The sequence below is a fragment of the Azospirillum sp. CT11-132 genome, from assembly GCF_047302835.1.
Lineage (GTDB): Bacteria > Pseudomonadota > Alphaproteobacteria > Azospirillales > Azospirillaceae > Azospirillum.
In genome coordinates this window covers 2,610,930-2,637,136 of record NZ_JBGLZA010000003.1, presented here as the reverse complement: position 1 = coordinate 2,637,136, position 26,207 = coordinate 2,610,930, and the positions used below count along the sequence as shown (strand labels likewise).

Here is a 26,207-nt window from a genome sequence, read left to right as displayed (position 1 = left end):
CAGTGCCGCCGGAAACCGCTAGGCCTTTGTCGAGGAGGTCGTGGGCTTCGCTTCCGACGCCCACTGGCGCAGCCGGTCCTGCCGTTCGCGCAGCGTCTTCTGGATGGCGCTTTCCTGGTTGAGGCCGCTTTCCGTCAGGTCCGGATTGCGCGGGACGAAGCTCAGCCGGAAATCGGTCGGGCTCTTCAGGTCGGACGGCGGCACCACAACCATGGTGTACTGACCGGGTTCCAGCTTGTAGGTCGGTTTCTGCAGGAAGGTCTGCTGCGCGTCGGGCTTTCCGGAGTCGCTGGCGGCCACCACCTTGCCGTCCTTGTCCATCATCGCCCAGCGCGTGTTGGGCAGCGAGATGTCGGCGGTGAAGGTGCCGCCCTGCACGACGTTGAAGGTGTGCTTCTGAATGCCGGTATCGCCGTTGCCGGATGGCTGGGCAGTGCCCTTCAAGGTCGCGCCGCCGCCGGTCACCAGGACGTTCTGCCGCTCCGTGACGTCCATCGAATAGTCGCGCACGCCCGCGGCCCGGTTGGCCTGCGAAAAGGTCGCCGTGTAGGTGCCGGGTCCCAGCCGCGCGCTGGCGTCCGCCGCCGATTCCTTCGACCGGATGGTGGTCACCACCTCGTTGCGGTCGTTGCGGATCTCGACGTTGGTGAAGGTGTTGTTGATCTTGAAATTGAACTCGCCGGACTTGCTGACCGTGAAGGTCTGGGTGTCGGCGTTGGCACCGTCCGAACCGATCTTGGTCGTCTTCCCCTTCAATTGGGAGAAGGCGCTGCTCGACAGGTTCGGAACGTAGGTGGCGGCGGTAATATCCGTCATGGCGGTCACTCCCCGGCGGCGGCACGGACGGAACGGCGGTGCGGTCACCGGGAAGATTAGCCGAAAGGGCGAATTCCGTCAAATTTCGGGCCGGAATTTCGCCGCCAAGCTGCGAACCGAAGCTGCGAGTGGGGGGCAAGGATCGCCCCCACCCGCACGGGCGCAGTGTTACTCCAGCCCTTCGAACAGGGCGGTCGACAGGTAGCGTTCGGCGAAGGACGGCAGGATCACGACGATCTGCTTGCCGGCATTCTCCGGACGGGCGCCGATCTCCAGCGCCGCGGCCAGCGCCGCGCCGGACGAGATGCCGACCGGCACGCCTTCCAGGCGGGCGACGTCGCGGGCGGTCTCGAAGGCGCGCTGGTTGGAGATGCGCACCACCTCGTCGATCAGCTCCTTCTTCAGGATTTCCGGCACGAAGCCGGCGCCGATACCCTGGATCTTGTGCGGGCCGGGCATGCCGCCGGACAGGACCGGGCTGTCCTCCGGCTCCACCGCCACCGCCTTGAAGGAGGGCTTGCGCGCCTTGATGACCTCGGCGGTGCCGGTCAGCGTGCCGCCGGTGCCGACGCCGGAGATCAGGAAATCGACCTGACCGTCGGTGTCCTTCCAGATCTCCTCCGCCGTGGTGGCGCGGTGGACGGCCGGGTTGGCGGCGTTCTTGAACTGCTGCAGCAGATAGGCGTTCGGGTCGGCGGCCAGGATCTCCTCCGCCTTGCGGATGGCGCCCTTCATGCCCTCCGCCGCCGGGGTCAGCACCAGTTCGGCGCCCAGCAGCTTCAGCATCTTGCGCCGCTCCACCGACATGCTTTCCGGCATGGTCAGGATCAGCTTGTACCCCTTGGCGGCGGCGACGAAGGCCAGCGCGATGCCGGTGTTGCCGGAGGTGGGTTCGACCAGCGTCGTGCGGCCGGGGGCGATGGTGCCGGCGGCCTCGGCGGCCTCGATCATGGCGCGGCCGATGCGGTCCTTGACGCTGGCCAGCGGGTTGAAGAACTCCAGCTTGCCGATGATCTGGGCCTTCACCCCCGCCTCGGCGGCGAGACGGTCGAGCCGCACCAGCGGCGTGGCGCCGATCGTGTCGAGGATGCTGTCGTAGATCTTGCCGCGGAACTCCGGTGCAGCCATGATTCCACCTCTGAGATTTGTGTTATAAGTAAGTTCAACACCACAAGTGGAGCATTATCCAGCCCCGGGACCCTGTCAAACAGGAAGTGGTGCTGCCGGGCCGTCCGAACGACCCCCAGCGAGTCAGCCGTGGCACCACATCAGGGCGTCAGATGGTGAAGTCGATGCGGTCCTCGGTCTCGCTCTCCACCCCGGCGCGGCGCGCGCGCATGCACAGATCCTCGATGGTGATGGTGTCGAGCTTCGCCATGCACTCTTCCTGCAGTTCACCCCACAGCGGGCGCACCACCTGATGGCCCAGCACGGAGCCGGCCGGCTCTTCGATCGGATCGGTGGCGGTCTCCATCGCGCGGACGACCTTGACGATCTCGCCCAGCGTGATGCGCCGCCGTTCCCGCGCCAGCCGGTAGCCGCCGCGCGGGCCGCGCACCCCGGCCAGCACGCCTTCACGCACCAGCTGCTGCAGCACCTGTTCCAGATAGCGCTTCGGGATGCCCTGGCGCCGGGTGATCTCCCCCGACTGCACCGGCTCGGTGCCCGCGTTATAGGCGATGTCGAGGACCGCCTCGATGGCGAACATCAGCTTCTTGGAGATGCGGAGCATCACGAACGACTCCCGGTGATCTGTCCATGGGCGGCCCGGCGGTGGGAAACCGCCTTCTCTCCCATTCCCGCCTGTTGGTTAAGAGCCGTTTTACACCGCCAACGCGGTAATTCTCAACAGGATTTGTCGCAGACAGATTCGGGAAAATGCACCTCACCCCACACTCACCCCACTGGTGTCCAGGCCACCTCGCCCAAATCCTCGCGGAAGGCGAAGCGCTTCAGATGGTCAATCACCACCCCCTGCATCCGCTCCATCTGCCCGGACTCCGCCACCTCCAGGGTCAGCGTCAGCCCCGCGTCGTCGGCCGCCATGCGGCAGCGGCTGTCGGGGCTGAAGGGGACGAGGCCCTGGGTCTCGTCATAGGTGACCTCGAACTTGTGCGCCCAATGCTTGCACAGCTGGGTCATGTAGTGGCGCCCGTTCGGCGTCGCGATGCGCGCGGTCGATGCGGCCATGGTCATCGTCTCCTGTCCGGTCAGATGCGTTCGACGCTGCGGGCGGCGTTGTCGATGATGTCGGCGATGGCCTGGGTCTGCTCCGTCGTCAGGTCGCCGCGCGACAGGCGCATCCGCAGGGCCATCTTGAAGTTCTCGACGGCGCGGACGATCTGCGGCGACGATTCACGCTGGCGGCAGGCCTTGGCATGGGCAATGCGCTCGCGCACCGCCGCCACCGTCGGCTCCGCCGCCGCCAGCGCCGCCGTGCCGTCCGGCGTGATCTCGTAGAGCTTCTTGTTGCCTTCGGTCGCGCCGACCCGGATGTGGCCCTGCTCCTCCAGCAGAGTCAGCGTCGGGTAGACGACGCCGGGGCTGGGGCTGTAGGCGCCGCCGACCATCTCCTCGATCGTCTTGATCAGGTCGTAGCCGGAGCGCGGCTTCTCCGCGATCAGCCACAGCAGGACCAGGCGCAGGTCGCCATGGTCGAAGATGCGCCGTTCTCCCCGGCCGCCTTTCCCATGGCCGCCCCAGCCTTCCCAGCCGCCGCGGTGACCGTGGCGCCCGTGCCGGCCACGCCCTTCCGGAGCCTCGTCGTCGAACTCGGGACGCGAGAAGCGGCGGCCGTGATTGTGAAACAGATGCCGAAACATGGAACCCTCTCTTGATGCAGTTTCGATATAACGAAAACTTAGATATATCGAAACCCGCTCTTAGACAAGAGGCGATTTTCGGGTGGACGCTCCGGCGGCGACCCATTCGGCGCCCCATGCGGCGCCCCTGCGGCCCTCAGGTGACGCCCGGCCCCCGGACAAATCGGGTTGGTCCGCAAATCTCTGTCGCCCGCCCGGCCGAAGGGGCTATAACCGACGCCCTGGCATTGCTTTCGCGTGTGTGTGTCCTCATGCCCCTTCGGATCGAGACCTTTTCCAACGTCACCGGCGGCTCCAGCTTCTTCAAGGCGGTGGGCCACCCGCTGGCGGCGCCCAAGGCCGCGATCCTGATCGCGCGGCTGGCCTCCTTCGGACCAGTGGCGGTCTATGACCCGCTGGGCCTGCTGTCGGGGCTGGCGGAGTTCTATGACCTGTCGTCGATCGACATCGGCGGGATCTATGTCCAGGACGTGGAGCAGGTCGGCCGCGAGGTGTTCGGCCACGCCGCCCGTCCGGTGACCGACCTGCCGTCCAGCGGCGCCCGCACCGTCTTCGTCGTCGCCTTCGATTCCCAGCGGCTGGAAGGCCACATCGCGCATCTGATCCCGAAGCAGGCCGGCGTCGTTTCGCTCGACGCCATGCGCGTGCCGGAGGACATGCTGAACGACCCCGGCCACTACCTGTCCAAGTTCAACTGGGCGACCAACTTCGCCTGGTTCCGCGACGGCGACGGCCACCACACCCGCGTGGTGTCGGCCAATTACTGGCCGCGCTACGGCGCCAAGGGCACCCGGCTGTGGGCCTGCCTGTTCGACGGCGAGGGCCGCCCCATCGCCGACTGGACGGAGCCGATGCCGCCGACCGACGGCACCGTGGTGATCGACAGCCGGCAGGTGCGCGAGCGCTTCAACCTGTCCGACTTCTGCGGCTCGCTGTTCCTGCACGTCATCGGCGCCGCCGGGCATGACGTGGTCAAATACGCGCTCGACACCTATGGCGACGACGACAGCGTGCTGTCCTGCACCCACGACGCCAACGCCTGGCCGGCCGACCTCTATGCCGGCCTGCCCGCCCCGCGCGAGGGCGAGCGGGTGACCCTGTGGATCCAGAACAGCCACCCGACCCCGATCCCGGCCGGTGCCGTCGGCCTGAACCTGATGGGCTCGGCCGACATCCGCAGGCTCGACCAGGCGGTCCCGGCCTTCGCCACCGTCGAGCTGGACGTCGCCAGCCTGTTCCCCGAGGCGCGCTGGCCCCAGCAGTTCGAGGTGCAGGCCGGCAAGCATTTCGTCCGGCCGCGCTATGAGATCGTCGCCGCCGACGGCCGCCGCCGCATGGCCCATGCCAATGTCGAGCGCACCGACCTGAAGCCCGACCCCAAGTTGCCGCAACTGACCGGTGGCGCCATGGACAAGGGCGTCGTCGGTAAGGGCCACATCCTGCCGGCGCCGCTGCTGCCCATGGGCCGCTGGCGCACCATTCTGCTGCCGACGCCGATGAGCACGGCGCAGACCGAACTGCCGGTGAAGGCGGTGGTCTACGACCGCAACGGCGCCGCGGTGGCCGAACACCGCTTCGGCAACTTGAAGCGCTCCGACAGCGTGGCGCTGGACGTGACCGGGCTGGTCGCCGACAAAAGCGTCGTTGACGGCTGGGGCCATGTCGAACTGGTCTATGATTTCGAAGCCGGAACGATTGCCGACGGCTGGCTGCACGCACTGGTCCGTTACGAGGACGTAACGACCGGCCATGTGGCGGAGACCAGCTTCGGCAGCCACATGTTCAACATGGCGATGGTCTATCGCGACGAGCCGCAGAGCTACCATGGCCGCCCGCCCGGCCTGTCGACCCGCCTGTTCCTGCGGCTGGGCACCGACCCGTGGGACACGCTCTGCCACCTCGTCTACCCTGCCTCGACCCGGTGGCATGACACCTCCGACACCAGCTTGATCCTGGTGCGGCGCGACGGTGTCGAAGTGGCGCGCAAGCGGCTGGCGATCCCCTGCGGCGGCTCGCGTTTCTGGCGCTATCACGAGATGTTTTCGGAAGCGGAACGGTTGGCGGCGGGCGAGCATGCCTATGTGCTGATTCGCGACACCACCTGCCGCCTGTTCGGCTACCATGGCTGCCTTGCTGCCGGTGACAGCGCCTTCAGCCTCGACCATATGTTCGGTTTCTAGAGCCGTTCCAAAACGCACCACGTCATTTGCCGATACACAGCGGGATCAGACCCATGGCCACGACCCACCACACCAAGGTCCTCATCATCGGCGCCGGCCCGGCCGGCTACACCGCCGCCATCTATGCCGCGCGCGCCAACCTGGAGCCGCTGATGGTCCAGGGCATGCAGCCGGGCGGCCAGTTGATGATCACCACCGACGTGGAGAACTACCCCGGCTTCGCCGATCCGATCCAGGGCCCCTGGCTGATGGAGCAGATGCAGAAGCAGGCGGAGCATGTCGGCACGAAGATGGTGTTCGACCTGATCACCGACGTCGACTTCACCCAGCGTCCCTTCGTCTGCAAGGGCGACAGCGGCGACACCTACACCGCCGACAGCGTCATCATCGCCACCGGCGCCCAGGCGCGCTGGCTCGGCATCTCGACTGAGGAGATCTATCGCGGCTTCGGCGTGTCGGCCTGCGCCACCTGCGACGGCTTCTTCTTCCGCGGCAAGGAGGTCGCGGTGATCGGCGGTGGCAACTCGGCGGTCGAAGAGGCGCTGTACCTGACCAACCACGCCACCAAGGTGACGGTCATCCACCGCCGCGACAGCTTCCGCGCCGAACGCATCATGCAGGACCGCCTGTTCCGCCACCCGAAGATCGAGGTGGTGTGGGACAGCACGGTGGAGGAGATCGTCGGCGAGGGCGACGGCACCATGGGCAACCCGCGCAACGTCACCGGCGTCCGCGTGAAGAACGTCAAGTCGGGCGAGGAGCGCGTCATCCCAGTGACCGGCGTCTTCGTCGCCATCGGCCACGAGCCGGCGACCGGCATCTTCAAGGGCAAGGTGAAGATGGACGAGTCGGGCTACATCATCACCGCCCCCGATTCGACCGCCACCGACATTGCGGGCGTCTTCGCCGCCGGCGACGTGAAGGACAAGGTCTATCGTCAGGCGGTCACCGCCGCCGGCATGGGCTGCATGGCCGCGCTGGAGGCCGAACGCTGGCTCGCCCACCACGAGCCGGCCGCCGGCGCGCATGGCGATCCCAGCCCGGCGGGGACTTGGTGAACTGAGAAAAGGCCCTCTCCCGCCCCGGGAGAGGGAGGGGCCCCACGAAGTGGGGAGGGTGAGGGGGAATCCAAGAATTCCGAACCGCATGGCGCCGTGCCAAGCCCTTCACCCTTCCCACCGCTGCGCGGCGGGCCCCTTCCCTCTCCCGGGGCGGGAGAGGGAGATTACCCCCTATGCCCTTGACGGGCTTTGCAGAAAGCCCCGACTGTGATTCCCTAGCGCCTCCAAATCGCGAGGGAGTCCTCTTGCCTACGCTGAAACGCGGCCTGACCCTGCTGGTCACGGTCGCCGCCACCCTGCTGGGCCTGCTGCTGGTCACGTTCCTGATCGGCCGCGTCGTGCCGATCGACCCGGTGTTGTCCGCGCTCGGCGATCGGGCGAACGCCGAAAGCTATGCGCAGATGCGCACGCAGTTGGGCCTCGACCTGCCGCTGTGGCAGCAGTTCCTCCGCTATGTCGGCGATGTGCTGCAGGGCGACCTCGGCACCTCGGTGCTGACCTCCCGCCCGGTGCTGGAGGATGTGCTGCGCGTCTTCCCGGCGACGCTGGAGCTGGCGACGGTCGCCGTCGTGCTCGGTGCCCTGCTGGGCGTGCCGGCCGGCGTGTTCGCCGCCACCCACCGCGGGCGCTGGCCCGACCATGCCATCCGCCTGCTCGGCCTGATCGGCCATTCGGTGCCGATCTTCTGGCTCGGGCTGATGGCGCTGCTGCTGTTCTACGCCAAGCTGGACTGGGTGCCGGGACCGGGGCGGGTCGACGTATTCTACGAGGGCATGGTCGATCCGGTGACCGGCATCGTCACCGTCGACGCCCTGCTGGCCGGCGAGACCGAGATGTTCTGGAACGCCGTCCAGCATCTGGTTCTGCCGTCGGCCATCCTCGGGCTCTACAGCGTCGCCTACATCGCGCGGATGACGCGCGGCTTCATGCTGGACCAGCTGCGCCAGGAATACATCACCACTGCCCGGGTGAAGGGCCTGTCGGAGACCCGCGTGGTCTGGCGCCATGCGCTTGGCAACATCGCGGTGCCGCTGGTCACCGTCATCGCCCTGTCCTATGCCAGCCTGCTGGAGGGGTCGGTGCTGACCGAGACGGTGTTCGCCTGGCCCGGCCTTGGACTCTACATCACCAATTCGCTGCTCAGCGCCGACATGAACGCGGTGCTGGGCGGGACGCTGGTGGTCGGCGCGGTCTTCATCGCGCTGAACCTGCTGTCCGACCTGCTCTATCGCCTTCTGGATCCCCGGGCCCGATGACCGCGCGCACCGATACCCAAACCGCCGGCTGGCGGGACTGGCTGACCACCGACACGCCGCAGTCCCGGGCCCAGGCCCGGCTTGGCCGCGCCTGGGCCGGCTGGACCGCCTTCCGCCGCAACCGGCTGGCCGTCGCCGGGCTGCTGATCGTGCTGGCCCTGGTCGTCGTCGCGGCGCTGGCCCCGGTGCTGGCGCCCTACCATCCCTATGCCCAGAATCTGGACAACCGGCTGATGCCGCCGAGTGCGGCCCATTGGCTGGGCACCGACGCCTTCGGCCGCGACATCCTCTCGCGCCTGATCCACGGCGCGCGGCTGACGCTGATGATCGTGGCGCTGGTGGCGGCGACGGCGCCGCTGGCCGGGCTGGTGATCGGCACGGTCGCCGGCTATTTCGGCGGCTGGGTCGACACCGTGCTGATGCGCATCACCGACATCGCGCTGGCCTTCCCCAAGCTGATCCTGGCGCTGGCCTTCGTCGCCGCGCTCGGCCCCGGCATCGAGAATGCGGTTATCGCCATCGCCATCACCTCCTGGCCGCCCTATGCCCGCATCGCACGGGCGGAGACGCTGACCGTCCGCCGCGCCGACTTCATCAGCGCCGCCCGGCTGCAGGGCGCGTCCAGCCTGCGCATCATCCTCGGCCACATCATGCCGCTGTGCGTCGCCTCGCTGATCGTGCGGACGACGCTGGACATGGCCGGCGTGATCCTGACCGCCGCCGGGCTGGGCTTCCTCGGCCTCGGCGCCCAGCCGCCGCTGCCGGAATGGGGGGCGATGATCGCCAGCGGCCGGCAATATGTGCTGGAGCAATGGTGGGTCGCCGCCATGCCGGGCTTTGCCATCTTCATCGTCAGCCTGGGCTTCAACCTGCTGGGCGACGGGTTGCGCGACGTGCTGGACCCGAAGGGGGATTGACGATGACCAACCAAAAGATGGCGGACGACACTCCCCTTCTGGAAGTCTCCAACCTCCGCGTCGCCTTCCCCACCCGCACCGGCATGGCCGAGGCGGTGCGCGGCGTCTCCTTCACCCTGGGGCGGGAGAAGCTGGGTATCGTCGGCGAATCGGGCTCCGGCAAGTCGATGACCGGCCGATCGATCCTGCGCCTCGTGCCGCCGCCGGGCCGGGTCACCGCCGACCGGCTGGCCTTCAATGGCGAGGATCTGCTGGCGGCGTCGCCCAAGCGCATGCGCGACATCCGCGGCCGGCGCATCGCCATGGTGATGCAGGACCCGAAATACTCGCTCAACCCGGTGATGACCGTCGGCCGCCAGATCGCCGAGGCCTACCGCGTCCACAGCAAGGCCGGCGCCGCCGAGGCCAAGCGCCGCGCGCTGGAGATGCTGGCCGCCGTGCGCATCCGCGATCCGGAGCGGGTCTATGACCGCTATCCGCACGAGGTGTCGGGCGGCATGGGCCAGCGCATCATGATCGCGATGATGCTGATCCCCGACCCCGACCTGCTGATCGCCGACGAACCGACCTCGGCGCTCGACGTCACCGTGCAGATGCAGGTGCTGGCGATCCTCGACGACCTCTGTTCCCAGCGCGGCATGGGCATGATCTTCGTCAGCCACGATTTGAACCTCGTCGCCTCCTTCTGCGACCGCATCCTCATCATGTATGCCGGCCGGGTGGTGGAAAGCTGCCGCGCGTCGGACCTGCACGCCGCCCAGCACCCCTACACCCGCGGCCTGCTGGCCAGCCTGCCGAAGATCGACGAGCCGCCGGGCGACCTGCCGGTGCTGAGCCGCGACCCCGCCTGGCTGGAGGCGTAAGGACGATGATGATCGACATCCAGAACCTGCGGGTCAGTTTCGGTGATGGCGCCGACGCCGTCACCGCCGTGGACGGCGTCACCCTGTCGGTGCGCGAGGGGGAAAGCTTCGGGCTGGTCGGCGAGTCCGGCTCCGGCAAATCGACCGTCCTGCGCGCGGTCAGCGGCCTGAACGACGACTGGACCGGCCGCATCGCCGTCGCCGGCACGGAGCAGGGACCGAAGCGGCAAAAGGGCTTCTACAAGCTCTGCCAGATGGTGTTCCAGGACCCCTACGGCTCGCTGCACCCGCGCCACACGGTGGACCGCATCCTGGCGGAACCGATCGCCATCCACGGGCTGGGCGATGCCGACGCCCGCATCGACCGGGTGCTGCGCGACGTCGGGCTTGGCCCCGCCTTCCGCTTCCGCTACCCGCATCAGCTGTCGGGCGGCCAGCGCCAGCGTGTCGCCATCGCCCGCGCCCTGGTGCTGGAGCCCCGCGTCCTGCTGCTGGACGAGCCGACCTCGGCGCTCGACGTGTCGGTGCAGGCGGAAATCCTGAACCTGCTGCGCCGGCTGCGGGCGGAGCACGGCCTGACCATGGTGCTGGTCACCCACAACCTCGCCGTCGTCGCCAACCTGTGCGACCGGCTGGCGGTGATGAACCGCGGCCGTCTGGTGGAGGAGATGACGGTCGAGGAATTGCGCCGGGGTGCGGCACGCGAGCCCTACACGTTGCAACTCCTGCGCGCCAGCCTGGGCTATGACCGCGCAACGGCGGAGAGCTTCCGGGATTATGCGTGAGGGAGGCGCCCCCGCGTTGAGATCACTCCGCCGCCAGAACCTGGGCGACCATATCGGGCTGCTTTTCGATGACCCGCAGGTAGGAGGCAACGGCGGCGTCCGGCTCCCGCCGCCCCTGCTCCCACTCCTGTAGCGTGCGCAGCGGAATGCCGAAGCGCTCGGCAAATGCCTCCTGCGACAGACCGGTCGAACGGCGAACCCGCTTCGCCAGAGGCGGGTGCCTCATGGCGGCGAGTTGCTCATCGGTGAAGGTTTCGTGGTCGCTCATCGGGATCACCATGGGTCTAGGATGCCGTTGCTCAGGAGTTGGCCTTGAAATAGTGGGCCGCCTCGCGTTTGTCGGCCTCCCGCACTGAAATGAATCTTACCCCCTCGGTACGTTCAGTGTAGGTGACGGCGTAGACCTTGCCGTTGACCATGCCCAGCGCGTTGAAGCGCTCCTCGCCATAATCCATGGACAGATCGGGCGCTTCGATCAGGTGACGGTCGCGAAGGACCTCGGCCCCAAAGGACAGGTCCAAGCCGTGCTTGCGGCGATTGAGCAGGTTCTTGACCGGATCGAATGGCTCACCCATGGAAGGCCATGCTACGTCATTGACGGAGTCCGCGCCAGAGAGATATCACATCACCCCAGCCGCACCACGCACAGCTTGTCGTCCGCCCCTTTGGCGGCGGCCTTGTGGTCGGCGATCGCGGCATTGACGGCGTCGGGGGTCAACTGGCCGCCGCCGGGCGGGATCACCACGGCCACCCCGCTGGCCGCCAGCAAGGGGAAACGCCGCAGCGCCCCATAACGGTCCTTCGCCAGAAACCCGCCGCTGACCCGCGTTTCGGCGTCGTACAGGCTCTCGGCATCCGAACGGAACAGCGCCAGCAGTTCCACCAGCCGGGCCAGCACCTCGCCCTCCTCGCCGCCGCTGACGCCCAGGAAGAAGTCGTCGCCGCCGATATGGCCGGCGAAGGCGTCGGCGTCGATCGCCGCCCCGGCGCTGCCGGCCCAGGCCTTCAGCCGCTCGCTGAACATCAGGATGGCGCGGTCGCCCTGGCGGAAGCCGAAATTGTCGTTGAAGGGTTTGAAGTTGTCGAAATCCAGATAGGCCAGCACATGGCCACGGCCCCCATCGGCCAGCGCCCCTTCGATGTGGCGCAGGATCGCCGCATTGCCCGGCAGCCGGGTCAGCGGGTTCTGGTCGGTCGCCATCGCCAGATTGCGTTCATGCACCAGCCGCAGCAACGCGCCGCTCGACAGCACACCGGCATAGGCGCCGCCCTCGACGATGACGATCCCGTCGGCGGCGGATTCGGTGGAGAAGGCCTCGATCACCCGGTCCAGCGGGGTGGAGATGTCGCAGACCGGCGAACGGATGACCAGATCGTCCAGCCGGTCGCCCAGGCCGCGGTTGCGCAGCAGTTCCCCGCCGAAGCGGGAATAGACGTAACGCTTCAGGTCGCGCTCGCGGATCAGGCCGAGCGGCCGGTCATGCTCGTCGACGATGGGCGCGATGGGGGCGCTGCCGTCGCGGCGGAAATAGTCCAGCAACTCGGTCTTGCGCGAATCCACCCGCAGCGGCGGCAGCCGTTCGATCACCTCCGACAGGCGGCGGTGCGATTCGCTGGGCTGGCGGCGGTCCTGGCGGTTGAGGTCCTCCACCATCGCGTAGCGGTTGGGCAGCCCGGTCAGATCCACCCGCGGCCGGGCGATCAAAAAGCCCTGCGCAAAGTCGCAGCCGAGATCGCGGCAGGTGTAGAACTCGGTCGCGGTCTCCACCCCCTCCGCCACGATCTGGATGCCCAGCGCGTGGGCGTGGCCGGCCAGCGCCGCCACCAGCGCCCGCTTGCGCGAGTCCGCATCGATGCCGGCGATGAAGAAGCGGTCGATCTTCACGTAATCCGGCCGCGCCTCGTACAGCGTGCGCAGGCCGGAATGGCCGACGCCGAAATCGTCGATGGCGATCCCGACTCCGCTCTGGCGGTAGCGGTCCACCGCCGCATCCACCGCGACGCCGCTGGGCACCGGCCGGCTTTCCGACAGCTCCAGCACGATGCCGCTGTTGCGCGCGGCTGCCGGATCGCGGGCGAGCCAGGGCGAGTCGGGCCGGCCGATCAGCCGGGCGTCCAGGTTCAGGAACAGCTTCGCCTCGCTCCAGCCCGACAGCGCACGATAGGCCGCGACCGCCTTGGCATGCAGCGCCGTCTCCACCGTCGCCAGCAGGCCGGCGGCATCGGCGGCGTCCAGCAACTCGCCCGCATTGGCGAAGCCGGTGCGCTCGAACCCGCGCAGCAGCGCCTCATAGCCATGGCAGCGGCCGGACCGCAGCTGGACGATGGGTTGGAAGGCATAGCGCAAGAGCCCGACCGCCGATGCCCAATCGAACGCCGCGGCGGCATTCTCGGCGGAGCGGACGGCGGTCCAGTTCGCGCCATAAGATTCGGCGGCATCATTCGCCGTCCGTCCGGTTTTGGCGCCGGCCATGGTCCCGGCTTTTGTCGTGGTCAGCACAGTCATCGCTCGGTCCGCCAGCGCCGATCCGGCATGAGATCAGCATCCGCTTGTAACAGAGCTTGTTTGCGGTTTCGTGACCGCAGCGCCACGTTGTTGCGCAACGCGCCCTCCCGCCGCAGACGCGGGGAAACAGGCAGGATCCGAATTTCGGTTGATCACAGCTCCATCGCACACACGGTACGGTGGAATGCGCATTGCCCGCACCACCGCGCATCGCTATGCATGCAATGGTGGGAACCGGGCGGCGGAATGGCCACCGCCCGCGTCCCACCTACCTGGGAGCACAGAGTGGAAAAAGCACTCGTCCTCCTGGTCCTGGTGCTGCAGCTGATCAAGGCGATCCTTGACCTGCTGAAGTAACCGGACCGGACGGGGGGTGCGGTGCCAGCCGCACCCTCCTGTCCGCAACAATATGGGCAAAACCGCCCTCCACCGCAAGACCCACCCCACCACCGGAACGCTCATCCGGGCCGCTGCCGCTCAATCGGGCGGAGAGTGGCTCCCCGTCCGCCGCCCGGCCGTCCCGAATCGAATCCTCGTATCGCCGCGCCCGCCTGCGCTATAGGAAGTCCCCCTTCTTCACGGGGGCGGTTCGGGTGAGTGGGAGGCGAGCGGGATGAAGGTCGGCATCGACATGGGGGCGACGAACGCGGGCAGCGCCGCGACGCTCGACCTGGAGGAGCTGCTGGCGACCCGTCTGCTGGTCCAGGGCAATTCCGGCTCGGGCAAGTCGCACCTGTTGCGCAGGCTGATCGAACAGAGCGCCCAATGGGTGCAACAGGCGGTGATCGACCCGGAAGGCGACTTCGTCACCCTGGCCGAACGCTTCGGCCATGTGGTGGTCGAAGCCGACGAGCACAGCGAGGCGGCCTTGCAATCCGTTGCCGCCCGCGTGCGCCAGCACCGCGTCTCCGTCGTCCTGAACTTGGAAGGGCTGGACGCGGAAATGCAGATGCGCCACGCCGCCGCCTTCCTGGGCGGGCTGTTCGATGCCGACCGCGACTTCTGGTATCCGATGCTGGTGGTGGTGGACGAGGCGCAGCTGTTCGCCCCCTCGGCCGCCGGCGAAGTGTCGGACGAGGCGCGCAAGGTCTCGCTCGGCGCCATGACCAACCTGATGTGCCGCGGGCGCAAGCGCGGGCTGGCCGGGGTGATCGCCACCCAGCGTCTGGCGAAGCTGGCGAAGAACGTCGCGGCCGAGGCGTCCAATTTCCTGATGGGCCGCACCTTCCTCGACATCGACATGGCGCGCGCCGCCGACCTGCTGGGCATGGAGCGTCGGCAGGCGGAAATGTTCCGTGACTTGGAGCGCGGCCACTTCATCGCGCTCGGCCCCGCTTTGTCGCGCCGGCCGCTGCCGCTGCGAATCGGCGCGGTGGAGACCCAGGGCCGCACGGGCAGCCCGACCCTGATGCCGCCCCCCGCCACCCCGGCGGCGGATGCCCGCGACCTGATCTTCACCACCACCGAGCCGGAGCCGCCGCGCTACGTCCGCCGCCCCTCGACCTCGGCCAGCGCCGACCTGATGGCGCAGCTGGCGCGCGGCCGTCCCGCCGCCCCGCCGCCGTCAACCGACGAAAGCGCCGCCGAACAGCCGGCCCTGCTGCCCTTGGAGCCGGAGGAAACGCCCGAACAGGCGGCTGAGCGCGAAGCCGGTTATGACGAGGTGCTGGCCGAGGTACTGGCCGACCCGGAGGCGCCCTACCGCTCGCTGGCCGTGCTGTACCAGGATTTCCTGGTGCGCTGCCGGGGTCGCGGGGTGGATGGCGACCGGCTGGCCCTGCCCGCTTTCCGCCGCCGTCTGGCGACCGCCCGCGCCGGGGCCGGCAGCGGCGACGATCCCGCCTGGCAGCGCGCGACGGAGGTCGCCGCCACCCTGGCGGAGGACATCCAGCCGGTCTTCCTGCTGCTGGCCCGCGCCGCCCTGGACCATGCCCCCTGCCCGTCCGACGCCGACGTGGCGCGCGCCTGCGGCAGCCGGTCCAAAGGACGTGGCCGCCGCCTGCTGACCTACATGGAACAGCGCGGCTTCATCACCAGCCGCAGCGGCCTGGGCAACACCCGCGCCATCACCCTGCCGGCGCTGGGCTGGGAAACCGCGCTGGGCGACCCGAATGCCGACGACGCGGCCGACGCCCCCGATGAGGGCGGGCTGTTCGCGGCGGGTTGATCCGCCATCAGTTCCCCGCCCGTCAACTCCCCGCCGTCGGCGCGCTCACCGGCTTGCCGCTCTGGCTCCAGCTGGTGACGAAGTCGTTGACGCCGGGCACCGCCATCATGTGCGAATCCTTGACGTAGACGAAGCGCTTCGGCCCGAAATCATACTCGGTCAGCGTGATGCCGGCGGAGCGGCAGCGCTTGTACTCGGCGGCGCTGATCGGACGGTCGGAGGCCACCATGTCGGGATGGTCCAGACCGACTCCGGCGCAGAAGGAGCGGAAGCCGGCAGCGGTGCCACGGGCATCGAGATGCGGCTTGGTGTCGGGACCGCCGTTATATTTGGCCGCCGCCTGATCGACGGTGCCGCGCAGGGCCGGGCTGCCGACGATCCAGATGCCGCGGGCTTCCGGCGGCGGCTTGGGCACGGCCGGCGGCGGAAGAGCGGCGGTCTGTTGCGGCGGCGGCATGGAACCCGGCATTTGACAACCGGCGAGCAGGGCGGCAGCGGCAAGCGCAAGAGCCAAGCTGCCGGCCGGCGCGGAAAAGCGGATCATCGGGCGTCTCTCTCCTCAAGCAACGTCAGGCATCCGGACGGCAAGGTCCGGAGGCTGACAATGAGGACGCTCCCGCCCGGCTTCAACGGCCCGGCCGCCGCTTGTCCCACAGGCTGCCCCGATGCGCCGCTCGCCATCCATGAACGATCGCGATAGGATGAGCCATACTGATTACCGTCCGGAATGCATCCTCATGTCCCTGCCCGATCTGGAGATCGACGCTCTGCGCGCCTTCGTCACCGTGGCGGAGGCCGGCGGCTTCACCGCGGCGGCCGAACGGCTGGGCCGGACGCAGTCGGCGATCAGCGTCAAGGTCAAGAAGCTGGAGGACATGCTCGGCCGCCGGGTGTTCGAGCGCACCAGCCGGTCGCTGGCGCTGACCCCTGACGGCGAACTGCTGATGGGCTATGCCCGCCGCATGCTGGACCTGAACGACGAGACGGTGCGGCGCTTCACCGAACCGGCGGCGGAGGGCGAGCTGCGGCTGGGCGTCGCCGAATATTTCCTGTCCGACCATCTGCCCCATGTGCTGCGCCGCTTCGCCAAGCTGCATCCGCGCCTGCACATCGACGTGCGGGTGGGCCTGTGCAGCGATCTGGTCACGGCGCTGGATACCGGAGAGCTGGACCTCGTGATCTCGCGCCGCGATGCCGGCGACAGCCGCGGCCGCGCCATCTGGACCGAGCCGATGCGCTGGATCGCCGCCCCCGGCCTGGAAATCCCGGCCGACGGCCCCTTGCCCTTCTGCGCCCTGCCGGCCCCTTGCGTCTTCCGCAACCGCGGGTTGGCGGCGCTGGGCGAAACCGGGCGGTCCTGGCGGGTGGTCTACACCAGCGCCAGCGTCATGGGGGTGCAGGCCGCCGTCCGCGCCGGGCTGGGGGTGGCGGTGCTCAGCGAATCCTCGGTGCCCGACGGCGTGCGCCGGCTGGGGGTGGAGGACGGCCTGCCCGAGTTGGGCAATGTCGAAATGGCGATCTTCGGCGAGACGCCGCGCAACCGCCGTCTCGCCGAACCGCTGGTCGGCTTCATCGTGGAAAGCCTGGCGGCGATGCGCCCGGCCCGCCCGCCGCTCGCCCTGGCGGGGTAGAGCGGCGGGGGAACGCGGATCAGAAGCCTTCCAGCACCACCTTGCCGCGGGCCTTGCCCGACTCGATCAGGGCATGGGCCTTGCGCAGGGTGGCGGCGTCGATGCGGCCCAGCGTTTCCGTCAGCGTCGTGCGCAGGGTGCCGGCGTCGACCAGCCGCGACACCTCGGTCAGCAGCTCGTGCTGGGCGATCATGTCGGCGGTCTGGAACAGCGATCGGGTGAACATCAGCTCCCAATGCAGCGAGACGCTCTTGCGCTTCAGCAGGCGGACATCGATGGGCTCCGGATCGTCGATCAGGCCGATATGGCCCTGCGGCGCCACCAGCTCGACCAGATCCTGGAAATGGCGGTCGGTCGCGTTGGTGGAGAAGACGTAATCGACGCCGGACAGCCCCAGCGCCTTCACTTGCTCCGCCATCGGCCGGCTGTGGTCGATCACGTCATGGGCGCCCAGTTCGCGCACCCAGTCGGCGGTCTCCGGACGCGAGGCGGTGGCCAGCACCCGGACCTTGCTCAGCCGGCGGGCCAGCTGGATGGCGATGGAGCCGACGCCGCCGGCCCCGCCGACGATCAGCAGCGACTTGCCCTCACCATTATTTTGGGCACCACCATCACGCGGCAGCCCCAGCCGGTCGAACAGCATCTCCCAGGCGGTGATGGCGGTCAGCGGCAGGGCGGCGGCCTCGGCGACGCTCAGGCTGGCCGGGCGGGCGCCGACGATGCGCTCGTCGACCAGATGATATTCGCTGTTGGTGCCGGGACGGTCGATGGCGCCGGCATAGAACACCGCGTCGCCGGGGCGGAACAGGGTCACGTCCGGCCCGACCGCCTCGACGATGCCGGCGGCATCGAAGCCGAGGACGCGCAGGTCACCCTCGGCCGGCGAGGCGTTGCGGCGCAGCTTGGTGTCCACCGGATTGACCGACACCGCCTCCACCCGGACCAGCAGGTCGCGGCCGGCGGCGGCCGGGCGGTCGATCTCGACGTCGATCAGCGCGTCGGCATCGGTGATGGGCAGGGACTTGCGGTAGCCGATGGCTTTCATGATGGCCTCGTCTTCATGCTGTGGAGGAAGTCGAGACACAGGATGACGGCGCCAATCGGATATGTGAAATTCATAGTTCTTGTTTCATCCATCAGAAACCGCGATGGACGATCCGCCGCCGCACCTGCTCCGGACAGGGTGACGCCAAAGAGGTATGGAATAGCCGGGTGGGTTGGGCTGTTTGTACCGATGACCGCTTTCCTCACCGATCCCGGTCCTCCGCAAGACAGGAAGCAAGGCCATGCGCACCATTCGTCCGATGATCCTGCCGAAGATGCTGACCGCCCTGCTTCTGGCCGCGGGTGCCGCCGCGCTGTCCGGCTGCGTCGCCTACGATGGCTACGACCCCTACGATCCCTACTATCCCGCTTACGGCGGGCCGGTGGTGGTGCCGCCGCCCACCGTCTATGCGGTGCCGCCGCCGGTCATCGTGCAGCCCGGTTACCGCTACCGCTCGTGGGATGGCGACCACGGCCGGAGGGATCGCGGCTGGAGGGATCGCGGCCGGGGGGATCACGATTGGGGCGATCGCGGCTGGCACCAGCGGGGGCGGGACCACAACGGCGACCCCCATGCCTGGGAACGCCCCGGCGGTCCGCATGGCTGGGGCCGATAAGCCTCGTCAGGCGGCCGATGCCGAAACCTGATCGGCGCGGTTGCGCAGCACCAGGATGGTGTGGTCGTCGTCGCACACCGCGCCGTCGCGCAGCAGGACCAGCGCCGCCAGCGTCGGGTCGACCGTGCGCAGGTCACGGCGGATGAACAGGGCGGGCAGCCGGGCGCATCCGCCGGTGTAGAGCACGACATGGTCGCCCGGTCCCCACAGCAGATGGACGGCGGCCGGTGCCAGCGGGTTGAAGCCGATCATCGCCCAGCGCGCGCCGAGCGCCGTCAGCTCCTGCGGGCGCACCACCGCCCCGGCCACGGTGCCGAGCGCGGTATAGTCGACGGCCTTGGCGTCGAATCGCAGAACCGCGACGGCGGCCCGTCCGATCTGCGCCAGGGTCTTGTCCTCGGAAAGCCCCAGTTCGGGCCGCCCCTTCAGATCGCGCCGGATCGCATTGACCACCATGGGCGCCGGCAGGCCGGGCACCGTGGCGGCGACCACCGTCTCCACCTGCCGGATCACTGCGGGCGTCATCACCGTGGGGGGATAGGGAGGAGGACCATAGACCTCACCTCCCCCGGCATCGGATCCGGCTCCGGCAGCCACGCCTGCATTGCCGCCGGCCACCGTGTCGCCGTCGATCATCAGCGCGATGCCGCAGGGGCCGTACTCGCCGCGGGCGGGCGCGCAGCCGACGAAGCAATGGTCGATGAAGGGGCCGCCCCGCGCGGCCTCGCCCCCGCTCCGCTCGACCATGACGACCCCGGTCTGCACCATGGCGTCGGCGGTCGGCGCGTCGTCCACCCCGGGCCGCAGCACGCGGGCCAGCAGTGCCGAGCCAATGCCCGGCGTCACATGGATGTGGAAGCGGTCGGCCAGCGCCCGAACCGTTTCCAGCGCGATGCCGAGACCCGCATCGCCCCCGGATGGCGCCGGCAGTTCGGCAGTGGCGGGATCGCGATCGTAGGCCAGGCATTCGACACCGGCGCCCGATCGCATCCGCGCGATCAGCAGCGTGCCGTCCGGCCGGCCCAGCGCATGCTCGGCCAGCGCGGCCACCAGCCGGTCCAGCCGGGCCGCCTCGTCGGCCGCCAGAACGCCCTCGGCCCGCTCCGCCGCGATCCGACGCGCCGTGGCGATGTCGTCGGGCGACGCCACGGCGATGCGACGGTGACCATGATCGGGGAACATCGGACCGCTCCTGTCGGCGTTCTGGTTGCTCATCGCCAGAACATTACAATCCTCTTGTGGTCAAGCCCACGCAAAGGACACGTCTCGTCTCATTTTTCGCCCGGCCGGAACCGGAAGAAGCGCAACTTCCAGGATTCCGCCTCGTGCCCTGCGTCAGGATGCTGCCACTTCCATCAGTGCCGGCTGGGCCGGCTGGCGGACGGGAAGCCCATGGAGCAGGTCGCGCCCGCGCAGCATCTCCGCCGCCTCCCACAGGCGGCCCAGCCCGACGATGGACCGGCAGCCGGTCTTTTCCATGATGCGGGCGCGGTGGACCTCCACCGTCTTGATGCTGATGCCCAGTTCCCAGGCGATGGTCTTGCTCTGCTTGCCCTCGACGATCAGTTCCAGAACCTCCGACTCGCGGCGGCTCAGCAGAGCCAGCCGGCGGACGGCGTCGCGGCTGCGGTCGCGCTGCTGGGCATGGGGATTGCCGGAGGCGAGACAGGCGCGCAGCCGCTCCAGGAAGGCCGGGATGGCGAAGGGATGGGCGATGCAGTCCATGGCGCCTGCCTTCATCGCGGCCACGGCGGCATCGACGTCGCCCTGCTCGGTCACCACCAGCACCGGCAGGTCATGCCCGTGCAGCGAGGCCTCGGACATGAATTCGATGGCGGTCATGTCCGGCAGGTCGCTGCGCAGGACGATGCAGGAGGACGCGGTGCCCAGCACGGCCAGCGCATCGGCGGCGGTGCTGTGGACCCGGCAGGCGATGCCGACGGCGCCCAGCGCCCGCGAGAGCGTGCTGCGCGACAGCAGGTCGCCGTCGACGATATGAACCAGGCAGGCGGCTTGCTGGTAAGCGGGCGCGGACATTTGCAGGGGCATCTTGGGACCTCCACCACATCGGACCGGCGAACAGCGCCGGCTCCACATGACGATCGATCCGACACCGAACCGCCGCCATGACCCATATTTTAGCGGTCGTCCCTTATTGACCGCCGCAGGCGCGAGGGATAGTGGGGGTGTCTAAAAGGATATCGGGGATATTATACGGGCGAACACCCGAACAAGAAGCCCAATCAAGACGCTATCCCGTGGCGCGGGAAAAACCGGATGGCGAACTTCGCGAGAAAACTCGCAAGTTCTTCTTCTGGACCGATACCAGCCCGCGGAAAAACGCCCTCCCAACTTTGTCCCACGTGAAACAATCAAATCCCAGCTTTTTATTTCGCCGGCACATTCCGAAAATTTCTCTTTTCCGGTAATTTTATTGCTGCGCCTGCCCCCGCCCCCGCTCAGGCCCGGCGGCGGGTCGCCAGGACGATGCCGGCGGCGATCAGCGCGATGCCGACCCCGTGATACAGATGCGGCTGCTCGCCCAGGAACAGGATGGCCAGCAGGCTGCCGAAGACCGGCACCAGATGGATGGCGAGACCGGCGGTGTTGGGACCGAGCAGCTCCACCGCCCGGTTGAAGCACAGATAGGCGGCGATGGACGGGAACAGCACGGTATAGCCGACCGCCAGCAGCGTGATGCCGCTGGCCTGCACCGGGTGTCCGCTCAGGCTCTCCCAGATGTAGAAGGGCAGCAATTCCACCGCGCCGATGGCGAAGGTGACGACGACGAAGCTCAGGCCATGGATCGCCGGCCGGCGGCGCAGCAGCGTGGTATAGGCGGCATAGATCACCACCGCCGCCAGCATCCAGACGTCGCCGGCATTCAGCTCCAGCCCCAGCAGAGTCGCCGGATCGCCGTGCGAGATCAGCGTCGTCGCGCCGACCAGGGAGACGGCGATCCCCACCCCCTGCATCGCCCCGATCCGGTCGCGGAACAGGACGAGGCTCATCAGCACGATCATCACCGGCATCGACGACTGCAGCATCACGCAGTTCAGCGCGGTCGTCGTGTTCAGCGCGATGTATTGGAAGGTGTTGTAGATGCCGATGCCCAGCGTGCCCAGCAGCAGGACGCTCTTCCACCGCGCCAGGATCGGCGTGATGTCGTGGCGCAGATGCGGCCAAGCGAAGGGCAGCACCACCAGCATGCCCAGGCACCAGCGCCAGAAGGCCAGCCCGATGGGCGGCACCGCCCCGGCGACCGCGCGCCCGAGGACCGCATTGCCGGCCCAGAACAGGGGCGGCAGCATCATCAGCAGCCAAGCCTGATCGGCCAGACGGGAACCTTTGGCGGAGGCGACGCGGTCGGCGGGCATCGGGCTGTCCGTGCTTCAGCTGCGGCGGCGGGGCGAGGCGAAGACGCTGGACGCGGACAGGGCGCCGGCGCGGTCGCTGCTGTCTTCGGCGCGGAAGACGCTGGGGCGGGATTCGCGGCGGGGATGGCGCGGCGCGTCTTCACGGCCCTCGCCACCACGACCCTCGCGGCCTTCGCGGCCCTCACGACCTTCGCGGGGCGGCTTGGCGGGCTGGCGCAGTTCGGCGTCGAGTTCGGCGATGCGCTTGACCAACGCTTCACGGATGGCGGGGGCCGCGTGGGCTTTCAGCGTCGCCAGCTGCTCCTTGAGCTGAACCAGCTGGCGCTGCTTCTGCTCGCGGGTGCGCTTGATGGCGACGTTGTCGGAATGCTGGCCCTCGAAGGAGCGCATGGAACAGGCCCTCGTTAAAATATACGGAAGTCAGGAGGCCGGCGCCCCACGCTGGGGCACCCGGCAAGAGAGGGGCGGATTATTGGGAGGCGACCGCGGCAAAGCAAGGCGGAGTTCGCCTTGACATTTCAGGGTTGGGGCTTTTCGCGATGACCGCAATTCGGCGCGACCCGCTCCCCCACATCCCTCCGGGCAAAAGAAAAGGGCGCCCCCTTGCGGAGGCGCCCCTTTCCGAACCATTGAATGGTCGGCAGACAGACGGACTGCGGGCTATTAGAAGCCCATGTCGTCCATGCCGCCCATGCCGCCCGGCATGCCGCCCGGAGCAGCCTTCTTCTCCGGCTTCTCGGCGATCATCGCCTCGGTGGTGATCAGCAGGCCGGCGATCGAGGCCGCGTCCTGCAGGGCGGTGCGAACCACCTTCACCGGATCGATGATGCCGGCGGCGACCAGATCGGTGAACTCACCCTTCTGGGCGTCGTAGCCGAAGTTGGCGTCGTTCTGGTCCAGCAGCTTGCCGACCACGATCGAACCGTCGGTGCCCGCGTTGTAGGCGATCTGACGGACCGGGGCCTGCAGGGCGCGGCGGATGATGTCGATGCCGACACGCTGCTCGTCGTTGGCCGGGACCAGCTTGTCCAGAGCCTTGCCGGCGTACAGCAGGGCCGAACCACCGCCGGCGACCACGCCCTCTTCCACCGCGGCGCGGGTGGCGTGCATGGCGTCGTCAACGCGGTCCTTGCGCTCCTTCACCTCGACCTCGGTCGCACCGCCGACGCGGATGACCGCGACGCCGCCGGCCAGCTTGGCCAGACGCTCCTGCAGCTTCTCGCGGTCGTAGTCCGAGGTGGTCTCCTCGGCCTGGGCGCGGATCTGGCCGCAACGGGCTTCGATGTCGGCCTTCTCGCCGGCGCCGTCGACGATCGTGGTGGTCTCCTTGGAGATCACGACCTTCTTGGCGGTGCCCAGCATGTCGAGCGTGACGTTCTCGAGCTTGATGCCGAGGTCTTCCGAGATGACCTGGCCGCCGGTCAGGATGGCCATGTCCTCCAGCATCGCCTTGCGGCGATCACCGAAGCCCGGGGCCTTCACGGCGGCGATCTTCAGGCCGCCGCGCAGCTTGTTGACGACCAGGGTGGCCAGCGCCTCGCCCTCGATGTCCTCGGCGATGATCAGCAGCGGACGCGACGACTGCACGACCGACTCCAGGACCGGCAGCAGCGGCTGCAGACCCGACAGCTTCTTCTCGTGCAGCAGGATGTACGGATTCTCGAGATCCGCGATCATCTTGTCGGCGTTGGTGATGAAGTACGGCGACAGGTAGCCGCGGTCGAACTGCATGCCCTCGACGACGTCCAGCTCGGTGTCCAGGCTCTTGGCCTCTTCCACCGTGATGACGCCCTCGTTGCCGACGCGCTCCATCGCCTGGGCGATCATCTTGCCGATCTCGGCTTCGCCGTTGGCGGAGATGGTGCCGACCTGGGCGATCTCGTCGTTGGTCGTGACCTTCTTGGCGCGGGCCTGGATGTCGGCGACGACGGCGGCGACGGCGATGTCGATGCCGCGCTTCAGGTCCATCGGGTTCAGGCCGGCGGCGACCTTCGTCACGCCTTCGCGGACGATGGCCTGGGCCAGCACGGTGGCGGTGGTGGTGCCGTCACCGGCCAGATCGTTGGTCTTCGAGGCGACCTCGCGGACCATCTGGGCGCCCATGTTCTCGAACTTGTCCGACAGTTCGATTTCCTTGGCGACCGACACACCGTCCTTGGTGATGCGCGGAGCGCCGAAGGACTTCTCGATCACGACGTTGCGGCCCTTCGGGCCCAGCGTGACCTTCACGGCGTCGGCGAGGATGTCAACGCCACGCAGCAGCTTTTCGCGCGCGGTGGGGCCGAACTTGACGTCTTTGGCAGCCATGTCTCGATTCCTTTAACTTGTAAATTTCGAAGGATAAGGGCGGAGGACTTAGGCCTCGATGACGCCCATGATGTCCGATTCCTTCATGATCAGGTAATCGACGCCTTCGATCTTCACTTCCGTGCCCGACCACTTGCCGAACAGGATACGGTCGCCGGCCTTGACGTCCAGCGCCACGACCTTGCCCGACTCGTCACGGGCGCCGGGGCCGACGGCGATGATCTCGCCTTCCTGCGGCTTTTCCTTGGCCGTGTCGGGGATGATGATCCCACCCTTGGTCTTGGTGTCGGACTCCAGACGCTTGACGACGACGCGGTCGTGCAGCGGGCGGAACTTCATGGAATGCCTCCTTGGATCAAGGCTTGGTTCTGACTGACGTGAATTGGCGCGGGCGGCGGCTGTTAGCACTCCCACCCGGCGAGTGCCAGACAGCTAATAGAAGCGGTTTGGGGATTCAAGAGGCTCATTTCGGAATTTGTCGCGAATGCCGGCAGCACTCACCGAAGCATGCTGCTAACACACTGAAAGTGTTTGATATTTTCCGTTGCACCCCGACCCGCTCCGCGGCAAGATTTCTTCAAACGGTCACGAAGGACCCGACCGTTCCGGCGCCTGCCTCCATGCCGGAACGGCACCGGAAGGAACCGGACACCGCCAGACCCACCCGATCCCCCCACCGAACGGGAGACCGCGCATGGCCGACCTCAGCCTCCAGCTCCGCGATTTCCGCCTGACCACCGCCGAGATTCTCTACCATATGCCGGACCATCCCGGCCTGCTGCAGTGCTACCTGTGGCAGGAGCTGGACCAAGCGCCGGACTATCCGGTGCTGCGCCGTTTCCTCGATTTCTGGCAGCGCAATCTGGATGGCAAGCTGCATTCGGTGCGGCTGGCGAGCCAGACCCTGATCACCCCCGGCGAGCTTCGCCACGTCGCCGCCGATTTCCGCCTTCACTGATCCCGGCCGGCGCCCTTTCACCCCCCCTGTGACTGCCGTCACAGCACCACGCCCCGGTATTCGCTAAAATTTTAGCGAATACCGGGGCTGCAGAGGTGGAGGGGACGATGGCGGCGAAGCGGAAGGCGGTGGACTGGCGGACTCGTGAGAGCCGGCTGGTGGAGGCGCTGCTGGAGGTCACGACCATTGCCGGGCTGTTCGCGCTGCTGTTCGCCCTGTTCGTGCTGTTCGGCGCCGCGCAGACGCTGACACCCTGACTCTCCGGCAGCCCATCCGATGGACTTTCGGCGAATTACGACAATTTGCATTCCATCCTTCCCGCTAAGCGCGTATCTCGCATAGGATCACCCCCGTTGCGGGCGGAGGGTGTCCGCCCGGCGCGCCAACCGGGAGTTAGCATCCATGACCACCAAGCCGGTCTGCCAAGCCGCGGTCGATCTCGTGAAGCATTTCGAGGGCCTGTACCTCAACGCCTATCTCTGCCCGGCCGGCGTTCCCACCATCGGTTACGGCCACACCGCCGGGGTGAAGATGGGCCAGACCATCACCGCCGAGCAGGCCGACGCCTTTCTCGCCTCCGACCTGACCGAGGCGGCGGGCCGCGTCGACGGGCTGGTGAAGGTGGCGCTGAACGACGACCAGCGCGGCGCCCTGTCCTCCTTCGTCTTCAATCTGGGCGCCGGCAGCCTGCAAAGCTCGACCCTGCTGAAGCTGCTGAATGCCGGTGACTACGCCGGGGCCGCCGACCAGTTCGGCCGCTGGGTCTATGCCACGGTGGCCGGCAAGCCGACCAAGCTGGCAGGCCTCGTCGCCCGCCGCGCGGCGGAAGAGGCGCTGTTCCAGGGCCAGACCGCCCAGCCCCAGACCGGGGTGACCACCGCCGACGGCACCGTCTGATCC

28 protein-coding genes are annotated in these 26,207 nt (G+C 68.1%); 12 read left to right on the top strand and 16 right to left on the bottom strand.

Features of this window, described 5'->3' with window-relative positions; genetic code table 11:
• Positions 1-18 precede the first annotated feature (18 nt).
• From ACCD06_RS18420 to ACCD06_RS18400, 5 genes are all read right to left on the bottom strand, one after another.
• Complete coding sequence (locus ACCD06_RS18420; RefSeq protein ID WP_413342326.1) at positions 19-816, bottom strand: hypothetical protein; 798 nt, start codon at positions 814-816, stop codon at positions 19-21.
• A 168-nt stretch (positions 817-984) separates the two neighbouring features.
• Positions 985-1,944 (bottom strand): cysteine synthase A, encoded by a 960-nt coding sequence (cysK, locus tag ACCD06_RS18415; RefSeq protein ID WP_109150344.1) that lies wholly within the window; start codon positions 1,942-1,944, stop codon positions 985-987.
• Positions 1,945-2,092: 148 nt separating this feature from the next.
• Positions 2,093-2,548 (bottom strand): RrF2 family transcriptional regulator, encoded by a 456-nt coding sequence (locus ACCD06_RS18410; protein WP_042701959.1) that lies wholly within the window; start codon positions 2,546-2,548, stop codon positions 2,093-2,095.
• Positions 2,549-2,712: 164 nt separating this feature from the next.
• The gene (locus ACCD06_RS18405; protein WP_413342323.1) at positions 2,713-3,006 is read right to left on the bottom strand and encodes a DUF2218 domain-containing protein; all 294 of its coding nucleotides are present in this window, start codon (positions 3,004-3,006) and stop codon (positions 2,713-2,715) included.
• Between the two features lie 20 nt (positions 3,007-3,026).
• On the bottom strand, positions 3,027-3,638 hold the full coding sequence (locus ACCD06_RS18400) for a PadR family transcriptional regulator (RefSeq protein ID WP_413342321.1): 612 nt from the start codon (positions 3,636-3,638) through the stop codon (positions 3,027-3,029).
• A gap of 251 nt (positions 3,639-3,889) precedes the next feature.
• On the opposite strand from ACCD06_RS18400, the gene ACCD06_RS18395 reads away from it, so the two are divergent.
• The 6 genes from ACCD06_RS18395 (at position 3,890) to ACCD06_RS18370 (ending at position 10,700) form a co-directional block, all read left to right on the top strand.
• The gene (locus tag ACCD06_RS18395; RefSeq protein WP_413342319.1) at positions 3,890-5,818 is read left to right on the top strand and encodes a hypothetical protein; all 1,929 of its coding nucleotides are present in this window, start codon (positions 3,890-3,892) and stop codon (positions 5,816-5,818) included.
• Between the two features lie 53 nt (positions 5,819-5,871).
• Positions 5,872-6,876 (top strand): thioredoxin-disulfide reductase, encoded by a 1,005-nt coding sequence (gene trxB, locus ACCD06_RS18390; RefSeq protein WP_413342317.1) that lies wholly within the window; start codon positions 5,872-5,874, stop codon positions 6,874-6,876.
• A gap of 248 nt (positions 6,877-7,124) precedes the next feature.
• Entirely contained in the window at positions 7,125-8,135 is a 1,011-nt protein-coding gene (locus tag ACCD06_RS18385) for an ABC transporter permease (protein WP_109074306.1), read from the top strand.
• Positions 8,132-9,052, top strand: coding sequence for a nickel transporter permease (gene nikC / locus ACCD06_RS18380; protein ID WP_109074307.1), 921 nt, complete (start codon positions 8,132-8,134; stop codon positions 9,050-9,052). Before ACCD06_RS18385 ends, nikC begins: the two co-directional genes overlap by 4 nt.
• A 17-nt stretch (positions 9,053-9,069) precedes the next feature.
• Positions 9,070-9,915 (top strand): ABC transporter ATP-binding protein, encoded by an 846-nt coding sequence (locus ACCD06_RS18375; RefSeq protein ID WP_413342526.1) that lies wholly within the window; start codon positions 9,070-9,072, stop codon positions 9,913-9,915.
• A 5-nt stretch (positions 9,916-9,920) separates the two neighbouring features.
• On the top strand, positions 9,921-10,700 hold the full coding sequence (locus ACCD06_RS18370) for an ABC transporter ATP-binding protein (protein WP_413342315.1): 780 nt from the start codon (positions 9,921-9,923) through the stop codon (positions 10,698-10,700).
• Positions 10,701-10,722: 22 nt separating this feature from the next.
• On the opposite strand, the gene ACCD06_RS18365 is transcribed toward ACCD06_RS18370, so the two are convergent.
• From ACCD06_RS18365 to ACCD06_RS18355, 3 genes are read right to left on the bottom strand one after another with little or no spacing between them, the layout of a single operon-like run.
• A complete protein-coding gene (locus tag ACCD06_RS18365; protein ID WP_014248848.1) occupies positions 10,723-10,968 on the bottom strand; it encodes a helix-turn-helix domain-containing protein in 246 nt (81 codons plus the stop codon).
• Between the two features lie 31 nt (positions 10,969-10,999).
• Positions 11,000-11,275 (bottom strand): BrnT family toxin, encoded by a 276-nt coding sequence (locus ACCD06_RS18360; RefSeq protein ID WP_109074310.1) that lies wholly within the window; start codon positions 11,273-11,275, stop codon positions 11,000-11,002.
• Positions 11,276-11,325: 50 nt separating this feature from the next.
• The gene (locus tag ACCD06_RS18355; protein WP_413342312.1) at positions 11,326-13,206 is read right to left on the bottom strand and encodes an EAL domain-containing protein; all 1,881 of its coding nucleotides are present in this window, start codon (positions 13,204-13,206) and stop codon (positions 11,326-11,328) included.
• Between the two features lie 613 nt (positions 13,207-13,819).
• Here ACCD06_RS18355 and ACCD06_RS18350 point away from each other — a divergent pair.
• Positions 13,820-15,373 (top strand): helicase HerA domain-containing protein, encoded by a 1,554-nt coding sequence (locus ACCD06_RS18350; protein WP_413342310.1) that lies wholly within the window; start codon positions 13,820-13,822, stop codon positions 15,371-15,373.
• Positions 15,374-15,395: 22 nt separating this feature from the next.
• On the opposite strand, the gene ACCD06_RS18345 is transcribed toward ACCD06_RS18350, so the two are convergent.
• Positions 15,396-15,917 (bottom strand): substrate-binding domain-containing protein, encoded by a 522-nt coding sequence (locus tag ACCD06_RS18345; protein WP_413342308.1) that lies wholly within the window; start codon positions 15,915-15,917, stop codon positions 15,396-15,398.
• 193 nt (positions 15,918-16,110) lie between these two features.
• Between ACCD06_RS18345 and ACCD06_RS18340 the strand changes: the two genes are divergently transcribed.
• Positions 16,111-17,004, top strand: a complete 894-nt coding sequence (locus tag ACCD06_RS18340) for a LysR substrate-binding domain-containing protein (RefSeq protein ID WP_109074314.1) — start codon at positions 16,111-16,113, stop codon at positions 17,002-17,004.
• 19 nt (positions 17,005-17,023) lie between these two features.
• On the opposite strand, the gene ACCD06_RS18335 is transcribed toward ACCD06_RS18340, so the two are convergent.
• Positions 17,024-18,049 (bottom strand): zinc-binding alcohol dehydrogenase family protein, encoded by a 1,026-nt coding sequence (locus tag ACCD06_RS18335; RefSeq protein WP_413342305.1) that lies wholly within the window; start codon positions 18,047-18,049, stop codon positions 17,024-17,026.
• Positions 18,050-18,290: 241 nt separating this feature from the next.
• Between ACCD06_RS18335 and ACCD06_RS18330 the strand changes: the two genes are divergently transcribed.
• Positions 18,291-18,665, top strand: coding sequence for a hypothetical protein (locus ACCD06_RS18330; RefSeq protein ID WP_199231841.1), 375 nt, complete (start codon positions 18,291-18,293; stop codon positions 18,663-18,665).
• A 6-nt stretch (positions 18,666-18,671) separates the two neighbouring features.
• Here ACCD06_RS18330 and ACCD06_RS18325 read toward each other — a convergent pair whose 3' ends face one another.
• The 6 genes from ACCD06_RS18325 to groES all read right to left on the bottom strand — a co-directional run bounded on the left by ACCD06_RS18325 (position 18,672) and on the right by groES (position 24,688).
• Positions 18,672-19,847, bottom strand: coding sequence for an ATP-binding protein (locus ACCD06_RS18325; protein ID WP_413342303.1), 1,176 nt, complete (start codon positions 19,845-19,847; stop codon positions 18,672-18,674).
• 153 nt (positions 19,848-20,000) lie between these two features.
• Positions 20,001-20,702, bottom strand: a complete 702-nt coding sequence (locus tag ACCD06_RS18320; protein WP_247871073.1) for a response regulator transcription factor — start codon at positions 20,700-20,702, stop codon at positions 20,001-20,003.
• Positions 20,703-21,124: 422 nt separating this feature from the next.
• Positions 21,125-22,042, bottom strand: coding sequence for a DMT family transporter (locus ACCD06_RS18315; RefSeq protein WP_109150359.1), 918 nt, complete (start codon positions 22,040-22,042; stop codon positions 21,125-21,127).
• Positions 22,043-22,057: 15 nt separating this feature from the next.
• Positions 22,058-22,432, bottom strand: a complete 375-nt coding sequence (locus tag ACCD06_RS18310) for a hypothetical protein (protein WP_109074318.1) — start codon at positions 22,430-22,432, stop codon at positions 22,058-22,060.
• A gap of 273 nt (positions 22,433-22,705) precedes the next feature.
• The gene (gene groL / locus ACCD06_RS18305; protein WP_109074319.1) at positions 22,706-24,349 is read right to left on the bottom strand and encodes a chaperonin GroEL; all 1,644 of its coding nucleotides are present in this window, start codon (positions 24,347-24,349) and stop codon (positions 22,706-22,708) included.
• Between the two features lie 48 nt (positions 24,350-24,397).
• Complete coding sequence (gene groES, locus ACCD06_RS18300; RefSeq protein WP_042702035.1) at positions 24,398-24,688, bottom strand: co-chaperone GroES; 291 nt, start codon at positions 24,686-24,688, stop codon at positions 24,398-24,400.
• Positions 24,689-25,043: 355 nt separating this feature from the next.
• Between groES and ACCD06_RS18295 the strand changes: the two genes are divergently transcribed.
• From ACCD06_RS18295 to ACCD06_RS18285, 3 genes are all read left to right on the top strand, one after another.
• Complete coding sequence (locus ACCD06_RS18295) at positions 25,044-25,307, top strand: usg protein (RefSeq protein WP_413342299.1); 264 nt, start codon at positions 25,044-25,046, stop codon at positions 25,305-25,307.
• Positions 25,308-25,414: 107 nt separating this feature from the next.
• Positions 25,415-25,564 carry a hypothetical protein gene (locus ACCD06_RS18290; protein WP_158281972.1) on the top strand — a complete coding sequence of 50 codons (150 nt, stop codon included), beginning with the start codon at positions 25,415-25,417 and terminating at the stop codon, positions 25,562-25,564.
• A 145-nt stretch (positions 25,565-25,709) separates the two neighbouring features.
• Positions 25,710-26,204 (top strand): lysozyme, encoded by a 495-nt coding sequence (locus ACCD06_RS18285; protein ID WP_413342296.1) that lies wholly within the window; start codon positions 25,710-25,712, stop codon positions 26,202-26,204.
• Positions 26,205-26,207: the final 3 nt, after the last annotated feature.